A 15,355-nucleotide genomic window follows, 5' to 3' on the forward strand; every position below is an offset into this window, starting at 1 on the left:
AGTCTGTTGAAGGTTTTGATTGCTGACGATGAGATTAATATTATTTTGCTGATAAAAAGCCTGATTGACCGCCAAAAGACAGATGTGGAAATCGCAGGGGAAGCAGGGGACGGAATTACTGCCCTGGAAATGGTGCGCCAGCTGAAACCAGACGTGGTGATAACCGATATCAGGATGCCGGGAATGAACGGAATGGATCTCATACGGCATGTGAGGGAAGAACAGATTCCCGTGGAGTTCGTAATTATCAGCGGATACAGTGAATTCGAGTACGCCAGAAGCGCGATTCAGTATGGTGTATCAGATTATTTGTTAAAGCCCATTAAGAAGGATGAGCTGAATGATGTCCTGGCCAAGCTGGAAAGCCAGAGGGCCAGCAGGAGAGAACAGCAGATGCAGTTCAACCTTATGGAGGACAGGCTGGCATCCAACAATGGGATACTGCGGAAGAACCTTTTGCAGAACCTTCTGACGGGGGACGGGGAGCTGTTCAGGCAGGCCCTTGGGACCGGGAAGGTTAAGGATATTTTTGATTACAGAGGCAGCTTCTTTACCGTGGCGGCAGTCAAGCTGGACTGCGTGTCGGATTCCGAATACCAGGTGCCTGAACAGGCGGTTGAAACCATAACTGCTAAAATCATGAGAAAGCTTAAGGCCTGCTGTCATGAAACCGAATTCATCATCAGCCGGTCCTGGGGCTATATCTGCCTGAACTACGATGGCGGAGAACCTGCCCTGGACCATATCTGTTCCGAGCTGGGGGAGATGCTGGAACGTACGGAATATAAAAACGATCTGTTTGAGATGACGGTGGGAATCGGCAGCCGGGTTTCATCCCTGGAACATCTGCCGGATTCCCTGGAAACGGCCGTTAAGTCCGTAATGCTGCGTATTGACCTGGGAGTGGGAAATATAATCCGCTATGACCGCCTGCCGGAGAATTATAAGAAGGATTCTTATCCCCTTCCCAAAGAGTTTGAGGTGAAGATGGAACGGCAGGTCCCTCTTCTGGCGGCCGGAAAGCTTGTACTTATTGGCGAGGAGGCCATGAACAGGGCGGTGGAGGGGCAGTACCGGTATTACAGGCTTTACGGCCTTTTGGAGGAGATGCTTGAGAGGACCGGTCTTGTATTTTCGGATATCATGAAGGACTATGAGATTCCTGATGCAGAGCCTTATATCAGGCGCCTGGAAAACTGTACTACTTTGAATCAGCTGAAGCTGGTGTGGGCGGATTACGTCAGTGTGAGCTGCGAGCTGTGCCAGAGACAGAAGGACGGCATGGGAAGCCGTCCGGTGCGGATGATTAAGGAGTATATCGGAGAGCATTACAGCGAGAACATTACGCTGAACGATATAGCAGACATCGTGTTCCTGAATCCCGCTTATCTCAGCGCCATGTTCAAGAAGGAGACAGGACAGACTCTTACCCAGTATCTGATAGATGTCCGTATTGACAAGGCAAAGGAAATGCTCAGAAATCCTGAGAGGACCATCGGAGAGATTGCCTGTATGGTGGGATATCAGGATGAACGGCATTTCAGCAAGCTTTTTTCCAAGATGACCGGTGTGAAACCAACAGAATACCGCAGATTCTATGTTTGATGGATGGTGCCTATGATGAGCAAGCTGCAGACCAACCGTTCTTATTTTTATTTGCTGCTGGCAGACCGTATATTTGTGGTTCTGCTGTTTCTTTTCCTGTTTTTTGGCCTGTTAAGGACCAGGACAGGAATTTTTGTGGTGGTCCTGTTCTTTCTATATCAGGCAGTGATGCTGGCGGTGTTCTGTATCCGGTTTCTGGGACCGCTGAGGGAGATTGAGAAGATTTCTGAGATGATTGCGCAGCCTGAGCGCCATATGGCGGATTTAGAAGGGGGAAGGCCCATACACCGTCTGATTCAATATGTAAAGCAGTCAGTGGAAAATGAATACACCTCCCAGATGCTGGCATCCCAGGCGGAGATTCATGCCCTGCAAAGCCAGATTAATCCCCATTTCCTTTACAATACCCTGGATACCATACGCAGCATGGCCATCATACGGGATTCGGAGGACATAGCCCAGATGGCAGAGTCGCTGTCCATGCTGTTCCGATACAGCATAAGCAGGCCGGGCGAGATGGCTACTCTTAAAGATGAACTGGATAATGTGAAGAATTATCTGGTGATCCAGGGATACCGCTTTCCGGGGAAATTCAAGTATCAGCAGAGAATAGAGGATGAGGAACTTCTGCAGTACAAGCTTCCCGTGCTTACCATACAGCCCGTGATTGAGAATGCCATCCATCACGGACTGGAGACAAAGGTAGGAGGGGGACAGGTCAGTGTGTACGCCTATAGTACACAGGAACGCTTTATTATCCGCATTGCCGACAACGGAATGGGCATGACGGAACAGCAGATGGACAGTCTCAGGGAAAGGCTGTCCAAAGGCAGGTTTATCTATGAACAGGACAGAGACTTAAAAAAGCGGGGAAATACCGGAATCGCCCTTCCCAACGTGAACCAGAGGATTAAATTCTACTACGGGGATGATTATGGAATCAAGGTGTACAGTACGGCGGGCATAGGCACTATTGTGGAAATCATTCTTCCAGCAGCCGCGGATTCAAAGGGCGGTGAGTCATGAGGATAGAAAAGATACGGCTGGATGAGGTGAAAAAGACCTATGGAGATATAAAGGCCCTGGAGGACATCAGTCTTTCCCTGTACCAGGGGGAGCTGCTTTGCGTTGCAGGTCTCAGCGGAAGCGGCAAATCCGTGCTGGCGGATATCATCAGCGGCAGGACGTCAAAAGGCAGGGGAAGGATGTATGTGGACGGCAGACCGGCTGTATTTACATCCATCAGCCAGGCCCAGACTGCCGGAATTTTCTGTGTGCGGTATAGGACATCGGTCATCAATGATATTTCTGTGGAGGAAAATCTGTGCCTGCTGCAGAAACAGAGCTGTATGTCCTTTCCGGCCAGGCAGGGAATCATCCGCATGAGGGAGACACTTAAAGCATTGGAGGTTGATTGCAGGCTTCAGGCCCCGGTGGCCAGTCTGAGTCTGATGGAGCGCCATACCATAGAAATATGCAGGGCCTTCTGTGCCGGCATGAAGGTACTGATACTGGACGGGATTGCAAGGGATTATACACAGAAGGAAACCGAGTATATGAAGAGGCTGGTCATACGTCTGAAAGAGAAGGGAATATCCATATTGTGGATAGATACAAGGCCGGAGATCATGCTGGACGCAGCGGACCGTCTGGCTGTCCTGAGAAAGGGACGGCTGGCAGCCGTATTGTACCGGGAGGAATTTGACCGGCAGATGATCGACCGTATTATAATCGGTGAGAACCGGAAGGTGGGGCGGGAAATCATCCGGTCCCAGGCAGAACCCGGAGGGCGCGGTATGCTTCTGTCTGTGCGGGAGGTGCGGGCCACGGAACTGCGGGATGTGAGCTTTCATGTGTGTCCCGGCGAGGTGGTGGGTTTCATCCATCCGGATGACACATACTGCCGGGAAATCGTACGCCTTCTCAGCGGGGAGCTCAAGGTGGAATCAGGAAGCGCGTGGCTGGCTGGCCGTCAGGTGGAGCTGGCAGGTGGAAGAAAGAACATGGTCAGATACGGTTTTGGATATATTGAGGATTACAAGAAGAGTCTTTTTCCAAAGCTGGATGTGGCCGAGAACCTGACCATTGCCGGTTTGGAATACTTTGCTCCCGGAGTGGGGGTACGGGAGAAGCTGGAACAGGCGGTTGCCTGTGATTATCTGGCGCTGCTGGATATCCGGGAGGAAGATCTGAAACGGCCCATTGAGACTCTGAGCCACAGGTGCCAGCTGAATGTGGCTTTGTATAAGTGGATTATAGCCAAGGCAAGACTGATTGTCATAGATAATCTGTTTTCGGGTACGGACATATTGATGAGAAATTCGGTCAGGGAATTTCTGGAATTTGCAAAGGGCAGGGGAATCGGTGTTGTATACTGTTCCCCCAATGAAAGCGAACTGTCGTCCGTGTGCGACAGGCTCTATGAATTAGCGGAAGGGAAGGTTTCCTGTAAGTAGCACATACAGGCAGCCTTCCCTGTTTTTCTGCATTTTTTTGTTTCCTGATACTCTTACGGCAATCTATCTGACTCAGATATAGTGATGCTGCAGGCGTTTTGGAACACAGCGGGAAGGTATGATTCCTGTTCATATAATTAAGAGACATGTAATAAAAAGTTCATTGAAAAAGTAAACTTATTTATGTATGATGTATCATGTATCCTATTTTGGAGAAAGTTGGGAGGAATTCATAAATGAAGAAACCATTCGTTAAAGGAGGTAAGGCCCTGACCCTGGCGGCGGCCCTGCTGTGCGGTGCGGCGTTCCTGGGAAGTTTTACGGCCTTTGGGGCCGCAGCTCAGGCGGAGAGTCAGGCAGGCGCCCAGGCAGAAGCCCAGGTATTCACGCCGGGAGTGGCAGGCCAGATTACCTCCTGTAAGATTTCAGGAGATAAACAGAACGTTGAGATTGGATTTTCCAGCAGCGGGGATGTGACGGGAACAGACGGAAACATCTACGTCTTTGAGATGCAGCCTTACGAGGAAGAGCTGGGAAGCCGCAGCAATTTTATTGCTTCCTCACCTGCCTTAAGTGCTGCCTCGGTAAGCGTGCCCTTGAACCTGGGCACACCGCAGGATAAGCTTTATAGCCGGTTTGTCCTGGCTGTATTTGACGGAACTAAGTTCATCAAGGTCAGCCAGCCCCACTACATAACCAATCCGGAGCTGATTGCTAAGAACCAGACGCCTTTTAATGACCCTCTGACTAAGAAGGGTCTTGTGATTGAGATTGACATGCTCAGCGACGCCTTTGACCTGGGCGTGAAGCATGTGACCACCAATATCGCATTTTCCCAGATTATGGGAACCGGAATTGATTACCAGTATGACGGAAAGACGTACCATTTTAACAAAGGCGTGGTAGACGCTTATGACAAGACCATCAGCGCGCTGTCCAACAAGGGGATGACGGTTACGGTTATCCTGCTTAATGACTGGAATCCCAATACGCCGGATTTGGTGTATCCGGGCACACAGAAGAATTCCAATGCATTTTATTACATGTTCAACGCGGAGACCGAGGCCGGATTTGACCAGACCAAGGCAATCGCGTCCTTCCTGGCCCAGCATTACAGCGGCGACAATCCTAATTACGGCAAGGTGTCAAACTGGATTATCGGCAACGAGATTAACAACCAGCAGTGGAATTACATGGGGCCCATGGACCTGACGAATTATGTGAAGGCATACCAGAAGGCATTCCGGGTCATCTACACAGCTATCAAGAGCACCAATGCCAACGACCGGGTATATTTTTCACTGGACTATAACTGGATGAACGAGATTGACGGCAAGCTTAAGTACGGAGGCAAGGAGATTGTGGACAGCTTTAACTCCATAGCCAACACCCAGGGACAGATGGACTGGGGTCTGGCCTACCATCCATATCCATGCCCCATGACAGAGCCGGAATTCTGGGATGATCCGCAGTCCACAGGGCTGTTCACAAATGACTTTAACTCACCGGTCATCAATTTTGCCAATCTGAACGTGCTGACAGATTACTTTGTACAGGATACCCTGAGGGCGCCCGCAGGCAATGTGCGCCACATCATCCTTACGGAGCAGGGCTTCACATCCTACAGCCCTACCAGGGGAAACATTCCGGAGATTCAGGCGGCGGCCTATGCTTACTCCTATTACCTGGTGGACAGCAACCCATATATTGACGCCTACACGGTCAGCCGTCAGGTAGACGCGCCCTCCGAGGCAAAGGACGGATTAAAATTCGGTCTGTGGGAGTGCGACATGAACCAGCCTAATCTGATTGTGGCTACCAAGCGCAAGAAGATATGGCAGGTATTCCGGGATATCGACAAGAAGAACGCCACCCTGGAGGCCACTGAATTTGCAAAGCCAATCATCGGCATCAGCAAGTGGTCGGATGTGGTTCCCAACTTTAAGTGGAAGAACCTGGAGAAATAACAGTTAAGGCCGGATTCAGTTGACAAACAAAATCCAGCGTGTAAAATATTTAAATATAAGCGCTTGCTGGCGGCGGCCTTTGGGGCCGCCGCTTTTTGGCGGGATACAATGTATGGACGAAAGGAATAACATATGGGCTTAATTGTACAGAAATTCGGAGGAACCTCTGTGGCTGACGCCGCCCGGCTGCGCCATGTGGCTGAAATTATCACGGATACATACAAAGCCGGCAACCAGGTAGTGGCAGTGCTGTCTGCCCAGGGGGATACCACCGACGAGCTGATTGAGAAGGCAAATGAGATCAATCCCCTTGCCTCCAACCGGGAGATGGATATGCTCTTGTCCACCGGGGAGCAGATGTCCGTGGCCCTCTGCGCCATGGCAGTGGAGGCGCTGGGATATCCGGTTATTTCCCTGACCGGATGGCAGGCGGGAATGGTTACCAATACCGTGGCCAGGAATGCCAGAATCAAGAAGGTAGATACGGAGCGCATCGAGACAGAGCTGAATCAGAAGAAAATCGTGATTGTCACGGGATTCCAGGGAATCAACCGCTATGAGGATATCACCACCCTTGGCAGAGGCGGATCTGACACGTCCGCGGTTGCGCTGGCTGCCTCCCTTCGGGCGGACCTGTGCCAGATATACACGGATGTGGACGGGGTATATACGGCTGACCCCAGAATCGTGAAGGACGCAAGGAAGCTGGATGAGGTCACCTACAATGAGATGCTGGAGCTGGCTACCCTGGGGGCCCAGGTGCTCCACAACCGTTCCGTGGAGATGGCAAAGAAATATAATGTGAAGCTGGAGGTGCTCTCAAGCTTTACAGGGCATCCGGGTACAAAGGTGAAGGAGGTTGCAAAACGCATGGAGAAATCATATATCAGCAGTGTGGCTAAGAATGTTAATATCGCAAGGATTGCCCTGATAGGGGTGCCCAATGAGATTGGCACATCCTTTAAGGTGTTTTCCCTGCTGGCCCAGAACCACATTAACGTGGACATCATATTACAGGGAATCGGCCATGAGGAGGGCAAGGACATATGCTTTACCGTTGCCCAGTCCGACCTGGAGGCGGCTTCCGTGCTCCTGAAGGAGCATCAGGAGTCCATTGGCTTTGGCCATCTGGAGACCAACAGCCATATTGCCAAGGTTTCCGTGGTGGGAGCGGGTATGATTAATCATCCTGGCGTGGCTGCCACCTTGTTTGAGGCTCTCTACGACGCCAACATTAATATCAACATGATATCCACCAGCGAGATTAAGATATCCGTACTGGTGGATGAAAAGGATGCGGAAAAGGCCGTACAGGTCATTCATGACAAGTTTTTTTCCATGGGTTAAGTAAATAATGGGTTTGTGACAAAAAAGAGTTGCGGCGGTTCACATATTTCGTGAAAGCCACAGCTCTTTTCGTATTTACGAATCTTGAATTTCGTTAATATTTTCACCTTTTTAGTGGAAAAGAGCTTGCTATTTGACAAATTTATTATTATAATTGTATGTGGCAATATTTCTGCTTTTTTTTGCGACGGGCCTGAGAATGGGTTTTCCGTTGCTTAGATATTGTTAAACTTATGAATGATGGAGGACTGGAAAATGAGTAATTCAGCACAAACTTCAGCAAGCAGCCGCATAGCAGCCCTGCTTGATGAGAACAGTTTTGTTGAAGTCGGAGCCTATATAACGGCCAGAAGCACTGACTTTAACATGACTGAGCAGGAGACCCCCGCTGACGGTGTGGTTACCGGCTACGGTACCATCGGCGGATGCCTGGTGTATGTATACAGCCAGGATGCGTCTGTATTAGGCGGCTCCATGGGCGAAATGCATGCAAAGAAAATCTGCAACATCTATTCCATGGCTATGAAGATGGGAGCACCTGTAATCGGTTTGGTAGACTGTGCAGGTCTGCGTCTTCAGGAGGCGACCGATGCCCTGGACGGCTTCGGCAAGCTGTACTTAAGCCAGACCATGGCTTCCGGCGTGATTCCTCAGATAACAGCAATCTTTGGAACCTGCGGCGGCGGCATGGCAGTATCTGCCGGCATCACAGATTTCACCTTCATGGAAGAGAAGTCCGGCAAACTGTTTGTTAATTCACCTAACGCCATTGACGGCAATTATAAAGAGAAGTGTGATACCTCCAGCGCAGATTTCCAGAGCAGGGAATCCGGACTGGCAGACTTCACAGGAGATGAGGCGTCCATTATCGCTCAGATCCGCGCCCTGGTTTCCATCCTTCCGGCCAACAACGAGGATGATATGTCATACGGAGAGTGCCAGGATGACTTAAACCGTATCTGCGATAATATCGAGGGATGCACTGGTGACACGGCTCTGGCCCTGACACTGATATCCGATAACAGCTTCTTCATGGAGGTTAAGAAGAATTATGAACCTTCCATGGTGACCGGTTTCATCCGCCTGAACGGGACAACCATCGGATGCGTGGCTAACCGCACGGAAATCTATGAGAACGGAGAGAAGAAGGAAACATTTGAGCCTGTCCTGTCCGGCAAGGGCTGCGACAAGGCAACTGATTTCATTCATTTCTGCGACGCATTCAATATTCCTGTACTCACACTGGTGAACGTAAAGGGCTACAAGGCCAAGATGTGCAGCGAGAGAAGGATTGCAAAGGCAGCCGCACGCCTTACCTATGCTTATGCCAATGCCAGCGTTCCCAAGGTAACAGTAATTGTTAAGGAAGCATTCGGAAGCGCATACCTGACCATGGGCAGCAAGTCCATCGGCGCTGACGTGGTATATGCATGGCCTGGTGCTGTCATCGGTATGATGAATCCGTCTGAGGCAGTGAAGATTATGTATGCAAAGGAAATCGCCGCATCCGGTGATGCCGCCGCACTCATCAATGAAAAGACAGCAGAGTACACCGCACTTCAGTCCAGCGCTGTAGCAGCAGCCAAGAGAGGATATGTAGATGACATAATTAAGGCAGGGGAGACCCGTCAGAGGGTAATCGCAGCCTTTGAAATGCTGTTCACAAAGAGAGAGGACCGTCCGTCTAAGAAGCATGGCACGGTTTAAAGAGAGGTGACAGGTATATGAGACGATTAATGAAACGAGTGGCAGCAGCAGTTCTGATGGCCGCCTGCCTGTTGAGCCTGTCAGCCTGCTCAGCAAAACAGGATGAAGCCGGGACAGCTCCCCGGATTGCCACGGACGGAACTCCTGTAGATGATATGATGGCAGAGTATGCCAAGCTGACAGCGGTCCAGTCTCTGGGCGTCAGCACGGATGGGCTGATTGCACAGAAGGTCATGTCGGAAGCCCAGGGTAATGCAGTTATGGCAGCCATCTGTGAAGAGCAGATTAATGCAAGGAAGGAACTGGGGGAAGTCAGAAGCATTGACATTGAAGACGCAAGCGTGGTACAGATGGCAGATGGTACCTATACCGTTATGCTGCCTGTTGCATTCACCGAAGGTTCCATGCAGTATGTCATGAATCTGAATATGATTTCCCAGCAGATAGTTGATGCGGAATTCACTGAGCTTGCTTCAAATGAAGAAGAGGGCAAGACCATCGGGCAGCTGATGGAAACAGCTACCGTATATGCGGTAATCGGTATCGGCACCGTGTTCGCGGTCCTTATATTCATCAGCCTGCTGATTGCCTGCTTTAAGTTTATCCACAAGTGGGAGACAGGCCAGAAGGAAAAGGCAGCACCAGTTGCACCAGCACCGGTTAAGGCGGCAGCACCTGTACCTGCGGCAGGCGAAGACCTGATGGGCGACGCCGAGCTGGTGGCAGTGATTTCGGCAGCCATTGCAGCATATGAGGGAACTTCTTCTAACGGACTGGTGGTTCGTTCCATCCGCCGTGTACAGAGGTCTAAAGGCAGATAAGAGGACGGGAAACGTTCCATAACTATTTTCATTCAGGAGGAATTGAAATCATGAAGAATTATACAATCACAGTTAATGGTAAAGCATATGCAGTAACCGTAGAAGAAGGCGCTGTATCCGGCATTGCAGCAGCCCCGGCAGCCCCGGCAGCACCAGCAGCTCCGGCTGCACCAGCCCCGGCCCCCGCAGCAGCTCCTGCTCCTGCAGCAGCTCCGGCAGGTGCAGCAGGTTCTGTCAGCGTATCCGCACCTATGCCTGGCAAGGTAGTGGCTGTTAAGGCAGCGGTAGGACAGGCTGTGAAGAAGGGTGACGTAATCCTGGTTCTGGAAGCCATGAAGATGGAAAATGACATCGTGGCTCCTCAGGATGGAACCATTGCCAGCATTAATGCGTCCACCGGCGATTCCGTTGAATCTGGCGCGGTATTAGCTACTCTGAACTAATTATAGAGATGAGCCCATAGCAATGTGGGATTCATTATGGAGGGAACATTATGGATTTTGGCAATATAATTAACAACCTGCTGAACCAGATGGCGTTTTTCCATCTGGGAGCAGGCAACTATGTAATGATCGTAGTGGCCCTGGTGTTCTTATACCTTGCTATCAGGAAGGGATTTGAACCCCTGCTGCTGATTCCGATTGCATTCGGTATGCTGCTGGTTAATATTTATCCGGATATCATGTATTCTCCGGAACAGACGTCCAACGGAACAGGCGGACTTCTGTGGTACTTTTTCCAGCTGGATGAGTGGAGCATTTTGCCCTCCCTTATCTTCCTGGGCGTTGGAGCCATGACAGACTTTGGCCCCCTTATCGCAAACCCAATCAGCTTCCTTATGGGAGCTGCCGCACAGCTGGGTATCTACTCTGCTTATTTCTTCGCCATCCTGTTAGGGTTCTCCGGCAAGGAATCAGCAGCCATCTCCATCATCGGCGGTGCGGACGGCCCTACATCCCTGTTCCTGTGCAGTAAGCTGGGACAGACCCAGATCATGGGACCTATCGCGGTTGCGGCTTACTCCTACATGGCGCTGGTTCCAATTATCCAGCCGCCATTTATGAAGCTTCTGACAACTGAGAAAGAGCGTAAGATTAAGATGGAACAGCTTCGTCCTGTATCCAAGCTGGAGAAGATTCTGTTCCCCATCATCGTAACCATCGTTGTATGCCTGATCCTGCCATCCACAGCACCTCTGGTAGGAATGCTGATGTTAGGCAACCTGTTCCGTGAGAGCGGCGTTGTGAAGCAGCTGGCTGATACGGCAAGCAATGCCCTGATGTATATTGTGGTTATCCTGCTGGGGACTTCCGTAGGCGCCACCACCAGCGCAGATGCATTCTTAAATGTAACCACCATCAAGATTGTTGCCCTGGGCCTGACCGCATTTATCTTCGGCACCATCGGCGGTGTGCTTTTAGGCAAGCTCCTCTGCAAGATTACAGGAGGAAAAATCAATCCGCTTATTGGTTCTGCCGGCGTGTCCGCAGTTCCTATGGCGGCCCGTGTATCCCAGAAGGTGGGAGCAGAAGCAGACCCGACCAATTTCCTGCTGATGCACGCAATGGGACCAAACGTTGCAGGCGTTATCGGCACCGCAGTTGCGGCCGGTACCTTCATGGCAATATTTGGGGTATAATGGCATAATATATTGACAATGACAGCCGTTTCGCCTGGCCTGTGAAAGCACCGGACGGGCGCGGGCGGCATGTATCGCACAAGCGCCTTAAAGACGGCGCCAAATGCTCATAACGAGGAGGATTATAACTATGGCAGAGATAGAAAAGAGGCCAGTGAAGATTGTGGAAACCGTCCTTCGTGACGCCCACCAGTCTTTGCTCGCAACCAGAATGTCCACAGAGCAGATGCTGCCCATTATTGATAAGATGGACAAGGTAGGCTACCATGCGGTTGAGTGCTGGGGCGGCGCTACCTTTGATTCCTGCCTCCGTTTCCTGAAGGAAGATCCATGGGAGAGACTGAGGAAACTGAGAGACGGATTTAAGAACACCAAGCTGCAGATGCTGTTCCGCGGACAGAATATCCTGGGATATAACCACTATGCAGATGATGTAGTGGAGTACTTTGTACAGAAGTCCATTTCCAACGGTATTGACATCATCCGTATCTTTGACTGTCTGAACGATATCCGCAACCTGGAGACAGCTGTAAAAGCCACCAACAGAGAAAAAGGACATGCTCAGATTGCGCTGTGCTATACTCTGGGCGATGCCTATACACTGGATTACTGGAAGGATATTGCAAAGAGAATTGAGGACATGGGCGCTGACTCCCTGTGTATCAAGGATATGGCAGGTCTGCTGACACCATACGCGGCAGCAGAGCTGGTACAGGCTCTGAAGGAAGGAACAAGCCTTCCTATCGACCTGCATACCCACTACACATCAGGCGTTGCTTCCATGACTTATTTAAAGGCAGTAGAGGCAGGATGTGAAATCATCGACTGCGCCATGTCGCCTCTGGCTCTGGGAACCAGCCAGCCGGCCACTGAGGTTATGGTGGAGACCTTCCGCGGCACCCCATATGACACCGGCTATGACCAGACACTGCTGGCTGAGATTGCAGACCATTTCCAGCCCATACGTGAGCAGGCCCTTAAGAGCGGCCTTCTGAACCCGAAGGTTCTGGGAGTTAATATCAAGACCCTTCAGTATCAGGTGCCGGGCGGAATGCTGTCCAACCTGGTAAGCCAGTTAAAAGAGGCCGGACAGGAAGACAAGTACCGCCAGGTTCTGGAGGAGATTCCGAGAGTGCGTAAGGACTTCGGCGAGCCTCCGTTAGTTACACCGTCATCCCAGATTGTGGGTACACAGGCTGTTATGAACGTTATCATGGGCGAGCGCTATAAGATGGTTCCGAAGGAATCCAAGAAAATCATGCTTGGTGAATTCGGCCAGACAGTTAAGCCCTTTAATCCGGAAGTGCAGAAAAAGATTATCGGCGACGAGACACCCATTACCTGCCGTCCTGCCGACCTGATTGCTCCACAGCTTCCTCAGTTTGAGAAGGAATGCGCGCAGTGGAAGCAGCAGGATGAGGATGTTCTCAGCTATGCGCTGTTCCCGGCAGTGGCCAAGGATTTCTTCGAGTACAGGGCTGCCCAGCAGACCAAGGTGGACAGCAGTGCTGCCGACAAGGACAGCAAGGCTTATCCGGTCTAATTGCAGTTATAGATGAAATAAAAGAAGGCAGTCTCCATATCAGTTGCAGATGTGGAGGCTGCCTTTTTGCGTGCCCGGCGGGAACAGGTTCTAAAGTTTCTGGACCAGATGGATCTTTTTGTACTTTACAGGGGAGATGCCGTACTCTTTTTTAAACAGATGATAAAAATAATTGATGCTCTGAAAGCCGCTTTCATATATTACGTCTACAATCTCCATATCTGTGTGTATCAGAAGATTAGCAGCATAGTTAAGCCGTTTTCCGTTGATGTAGGCAGAGGGGGTGATTCCCAGATGCTTACGGAACATTCTGCAGATGTGTTCCGGGGAACGCTGTGTCTGGCGGACAAGATAATCCATCCCCATGGTCAGGTTTTTGGGATTGGATAATCCCTCCAGGGCAGGAACAAGCCAGGCCGGCAGATTGGAGGCATCCGAGGACCTTTTTTGTTTTTCCAATTCAGGAATGATATAGGAATACATAATGTCAATAAGGATTGCTCTGAGATGGGTGTTTTTTTCCTCCATATCAGAAGATGACAGCTGGTTAAGAAAGGACAAACGATTTTGGATCATCAGCGTGTCAATGGTGCTTAACCGGACAATCGGGGAGTGGGAACCAGCAAACAGTTCTTTGCGCGGGGCCTGAGAGTTATAAAGATAACCAAAAAGAGAATTTACCGTATAAGCCGGAAAGGCCAGATTAATATGTACAGAGTCCCCGGTCTGTATTTTGGTGTGGATATCACCGGGACGGATAAGAAGCAGATTTCCATGCCCAAGTTTGATTCGGTCATTATTTAACAAAATATCCAGTGAATTCTCAGTCACTAGTATGATTTCATAAAAATCATGGACCTGCGGGTATTCATTTGCATCAATCAGTGTACGGATTGAGTAATAGACCTCGCAATCAATGGGGAATACAGATGGAGTATTTACATTTTTAGCTGAAATTTGCATAAGAATAGTTCCTCTCCCTGCCTGAATATCCAGTTGTTTTTGTCTAAATATCAATATAAAACAATAAATATCAAAAGTAAAGAAGATTTGGGGAATAAAATAAGATATAGTAAGAACATAAATGAATGAGCTCATTTAAATGAAAACAAAAACTATGTAATGATATTAGGAGGCAAGCTTTATGAAGAAGATAGCGTTAGCAGCAATGATATTAGGAATGGCCGGTGTATTGGGTGCATGCAGCATGGATGGAGACGGAGCATCCAAGACAACAGGAGGAACAACCGTGGCCCAGGGGACAAGCCAGGAAGAGAAAGGTCAGAAAGAGAAGGCCGGAGAAGGGGAAGAGCAGACAGATACGTCTGGTGCAGGGAAGTCAATTGCAGGTATTGTGTTCCAGGAAGATCAGTTTTTTAAGCTGATGTCGGCTGGATATGAGGCGGCTGCAAAGGATCTGGGGTATGAAATCCAGCTTTCCAATGTCACAAATGATCAGATGAAGGAAACTGAGCTGGTAAATACATATACAGCACAAGGAGTTGCCGGCATCGCCATCTCCCCTCTGTCCGCAACCATTTCTCCGGAGGCACTTAAGGTTTCAAGCGATAAAGGGGTCAAAATCTGTGTGGCCAATACGGCCATGGACTCATACCCTTTTTCCATAGCAGCCTATACCTCGGATAATTATGCCTTTTGTAAACAGACTGGCGAGATTGCAGTAGACTTTATTAAGGAAAAATACGGGGATGAGAAAATCGAGCTGGGAATCCTTCAGTTTAAGACACAAATTCCAGAAACCTCAGCAGAGAGGGTCAACGGCTTCCTTGCTGCCCTGGATGAGGGCGGGGTAAACTATGAGATTGTTTCCAACCAGGATGCATGGCTCCAGGATACAGCCATTGCAAAAGCAGGAGACATGCTGGCCGCCAACCCGGATATTGATATCATGTTTGCTGCCAACGACGGCGGAACCATCGGTGCTGTTATGGCAGTGGAAAATGCAGGACAGGCAGGCAAGACCTTTGTATTCGGTACTGACGCGTCTGAGCAGATTGTGGATTTGCTGAAAGCAGATAATGATATTCTTCAGGCCGTCACAGGACAGGATCCGTTTCAGATTGGATATAAGACGGTTGAGACTCTGGTCCAGTCCATTGAAGGAAAGGATGTGGCGGACCAGGGAAAGACAGTAATTGTGGAAGGTATACCGTTAAGACGCGGCGATACAAAGCAGCTGGATGATTTTATGTCAGACCTTAAATCCAAAATGTAGCTGAGTTCGTTACCGGTAAGAATAAGGAGTATGC

Annotated in this window: 12 protein-coding genes; 11 read left to right on the forward strand and 1 reads right to left on the reverse strand. The window is 49.9% G+C overall.

Annotation, left to right across the window (positions count from 1 at the left end; genetic code table 11):
- The first annotated feature begins 6 nt into the window (after positions 1–6).
- The 10 genes from CGC65_RS04040 to CGC65_RS04085 all read left to right on the forward strand — a co-directional run bounded on the left by CGC65_RS04040 (position 7) and on the right by CGC65_RS04085 (position 13,085).
- Entirely contained in the window at positions 7–1,605 is a 1,599-nt protein-coding gene (locus CGC65_RS04040) for a response regulator transcription factor (protein WP_002568205.1), read from the forward strand.
- A gap of 12 nt (positions 1,606–1,617) precedes the next feature.
- Positions 1,618–2,631, forward strand: a complete 1,014-nt coding sequence (locus CGC65_RS04045) for a sensor histidine kinase (protein ID WP_002568204.1) — start codon at positions 1,618–1,620, stop codon at positions 2,629–2,631.
- On the forward strand, positions 2,628–4,061 hold the full coding sequence (locus CGC65_RS04050; RefSeq protein WP_007036633.1) for an ATP-binding cassette domain-containing protein: 1,434 nt from the start codon (positions 2,628–2,630) through the stop codon (positions 4,059–4,061). Before CGC65_RS04045 ends, CGC65_RS04050 begins: the two co-directional genes overlap by 4 nt.
- Positions 4,062–4,297: 236 nt before the next feature.
- Complete coding sequence (locus CGC65_RS04055; RefSeq protein WP_002568202.1) at positions 4,298–6,028, forward strand: DUF5722 domain-containing protein; 1,731 nt, start codon at positions 4,298–4,300, stop codon at positions 6,026–6,028.
- Positions 6,029–6,160: 132 nt separating this feature from the next.
- Positions 6,161–7,375 carry an aspartate kinase gene (locus tag CGC65_RS04060; protein ID WP_002568201.1) on the forward strand — a complete coding sequence of 405 codons (1,215 nt, stop codon included), beginning with the start codon at positions 6,161–6,163 and terminating at the stop codon, positions 7,373–7,375.
- Positions 7,376–7,630: 255 nt separating this feature from the next.
- Positions 7,631–9,082, forward strand: coding sequence for an acyl-CoA carboxylase subunit beta (locus CGC65_RS04065; protein ID WP_002568200.1), 1,452 nt, complete (start codon positions 7,631–7,633; stop codon positions 9,080–9,082).
- A gap of 17 nt (positions 9,083–9,099) precedes the next feature.
- Positions 9,100–9,903: an OadG family protein gene (locus CGC65_RS04070; protein WP_002568199.1), complete on the forward strand. Its 804-nt coding sequence runs from the start codon at positions 9,100–9,102 to the stop codon at positions 9,901–9,903.
- Positions 9,904–9,953: 50 nt separating this feature from the next.
- Positions 9,954–10,346 (forward strand): biotin/lipoyl-containing protein, encoded by a 393-nt coding sequence (locus tag CGC65_RS04075; protein ID WP_002568198.1) that lies wholly within the window; start codon positions 9,954–9,956, stop codon positions 10,344–10,346.
- Between the two features lie 50 nt (positions 10,347–10,396).
- The gene (locus CGC65_RS04080) at positions 10,397–11,542 is read left to right on the forward strand and encodes a sodium ion-translocating decarboxylase subunit beta (protein ID WP_002568197.1); all 1,146 of its coding nucleotides are present in this window, start codon (positions 10,397–10,399) and stop codon (positions 11,540–11,542) included.
- Positions 11,543–11,672: 130 nt separating this feature from the next.
- Positions 11,673–13,085 carry an oxaloacetate decarboxylase subunit alpha gene (locus CGC65_RS04085; RefSeq protein ID WP_002568196.1) on the forward strand — a complete coding sequence of 471 codons (1,413 nt, stop codon included), beginning with the start codon at positions 11,673–11,675 and terminating at the stop codon, positions 13,083–13,085.
- Between the two features lie 90 nt (positions 13,086–13,175).
- Here the strand turns inward: CGC65_RS04085 and CGC65_RS04090 are convergent, their stop codons facing one another.
- Positions 13,176–14,048, reverse strand: coding sequence for a helix-turn-helix transcriptional regulator (locus CGC65_RS04090; protein ID WP_002568195.1), 873 nt, complete (start codon positions 14,046–14,048; stop codon positions 13,176–13,178).
- A gap of 181 nt (positions 14,049–14,229) precedes the next feature.
- Here CGC65_RS04090 and CGC65_RS04095 point away from each other — a divergent pair, with 181 nt between their 5' ends.
- The gene (locus tag CGC65_RS04095; RefSeq protein ID WP_002568194.1) at positions 14,230–15,321 is read left to right on the forward strand and encodes a substrate-binding domain-containing protein; all 1,092 of its coding nucleotides are present in this window, start codon (positions 14,230–14,232) and stop codon (positions 15,319–15,321) included.
- The last annotated feature ends 34 nt before the right edge of the window (positions 15,322–15,355 follow it).

The sequence above is a fragment of the Enterocloster bolteae genome (assembly GCF_002234575.2).
GTDB lineage: Bacteria > Bacillota > Clostridia > Lachnospirales > Lachnospiraceae > Enterocloster > Enterocloster bolteae.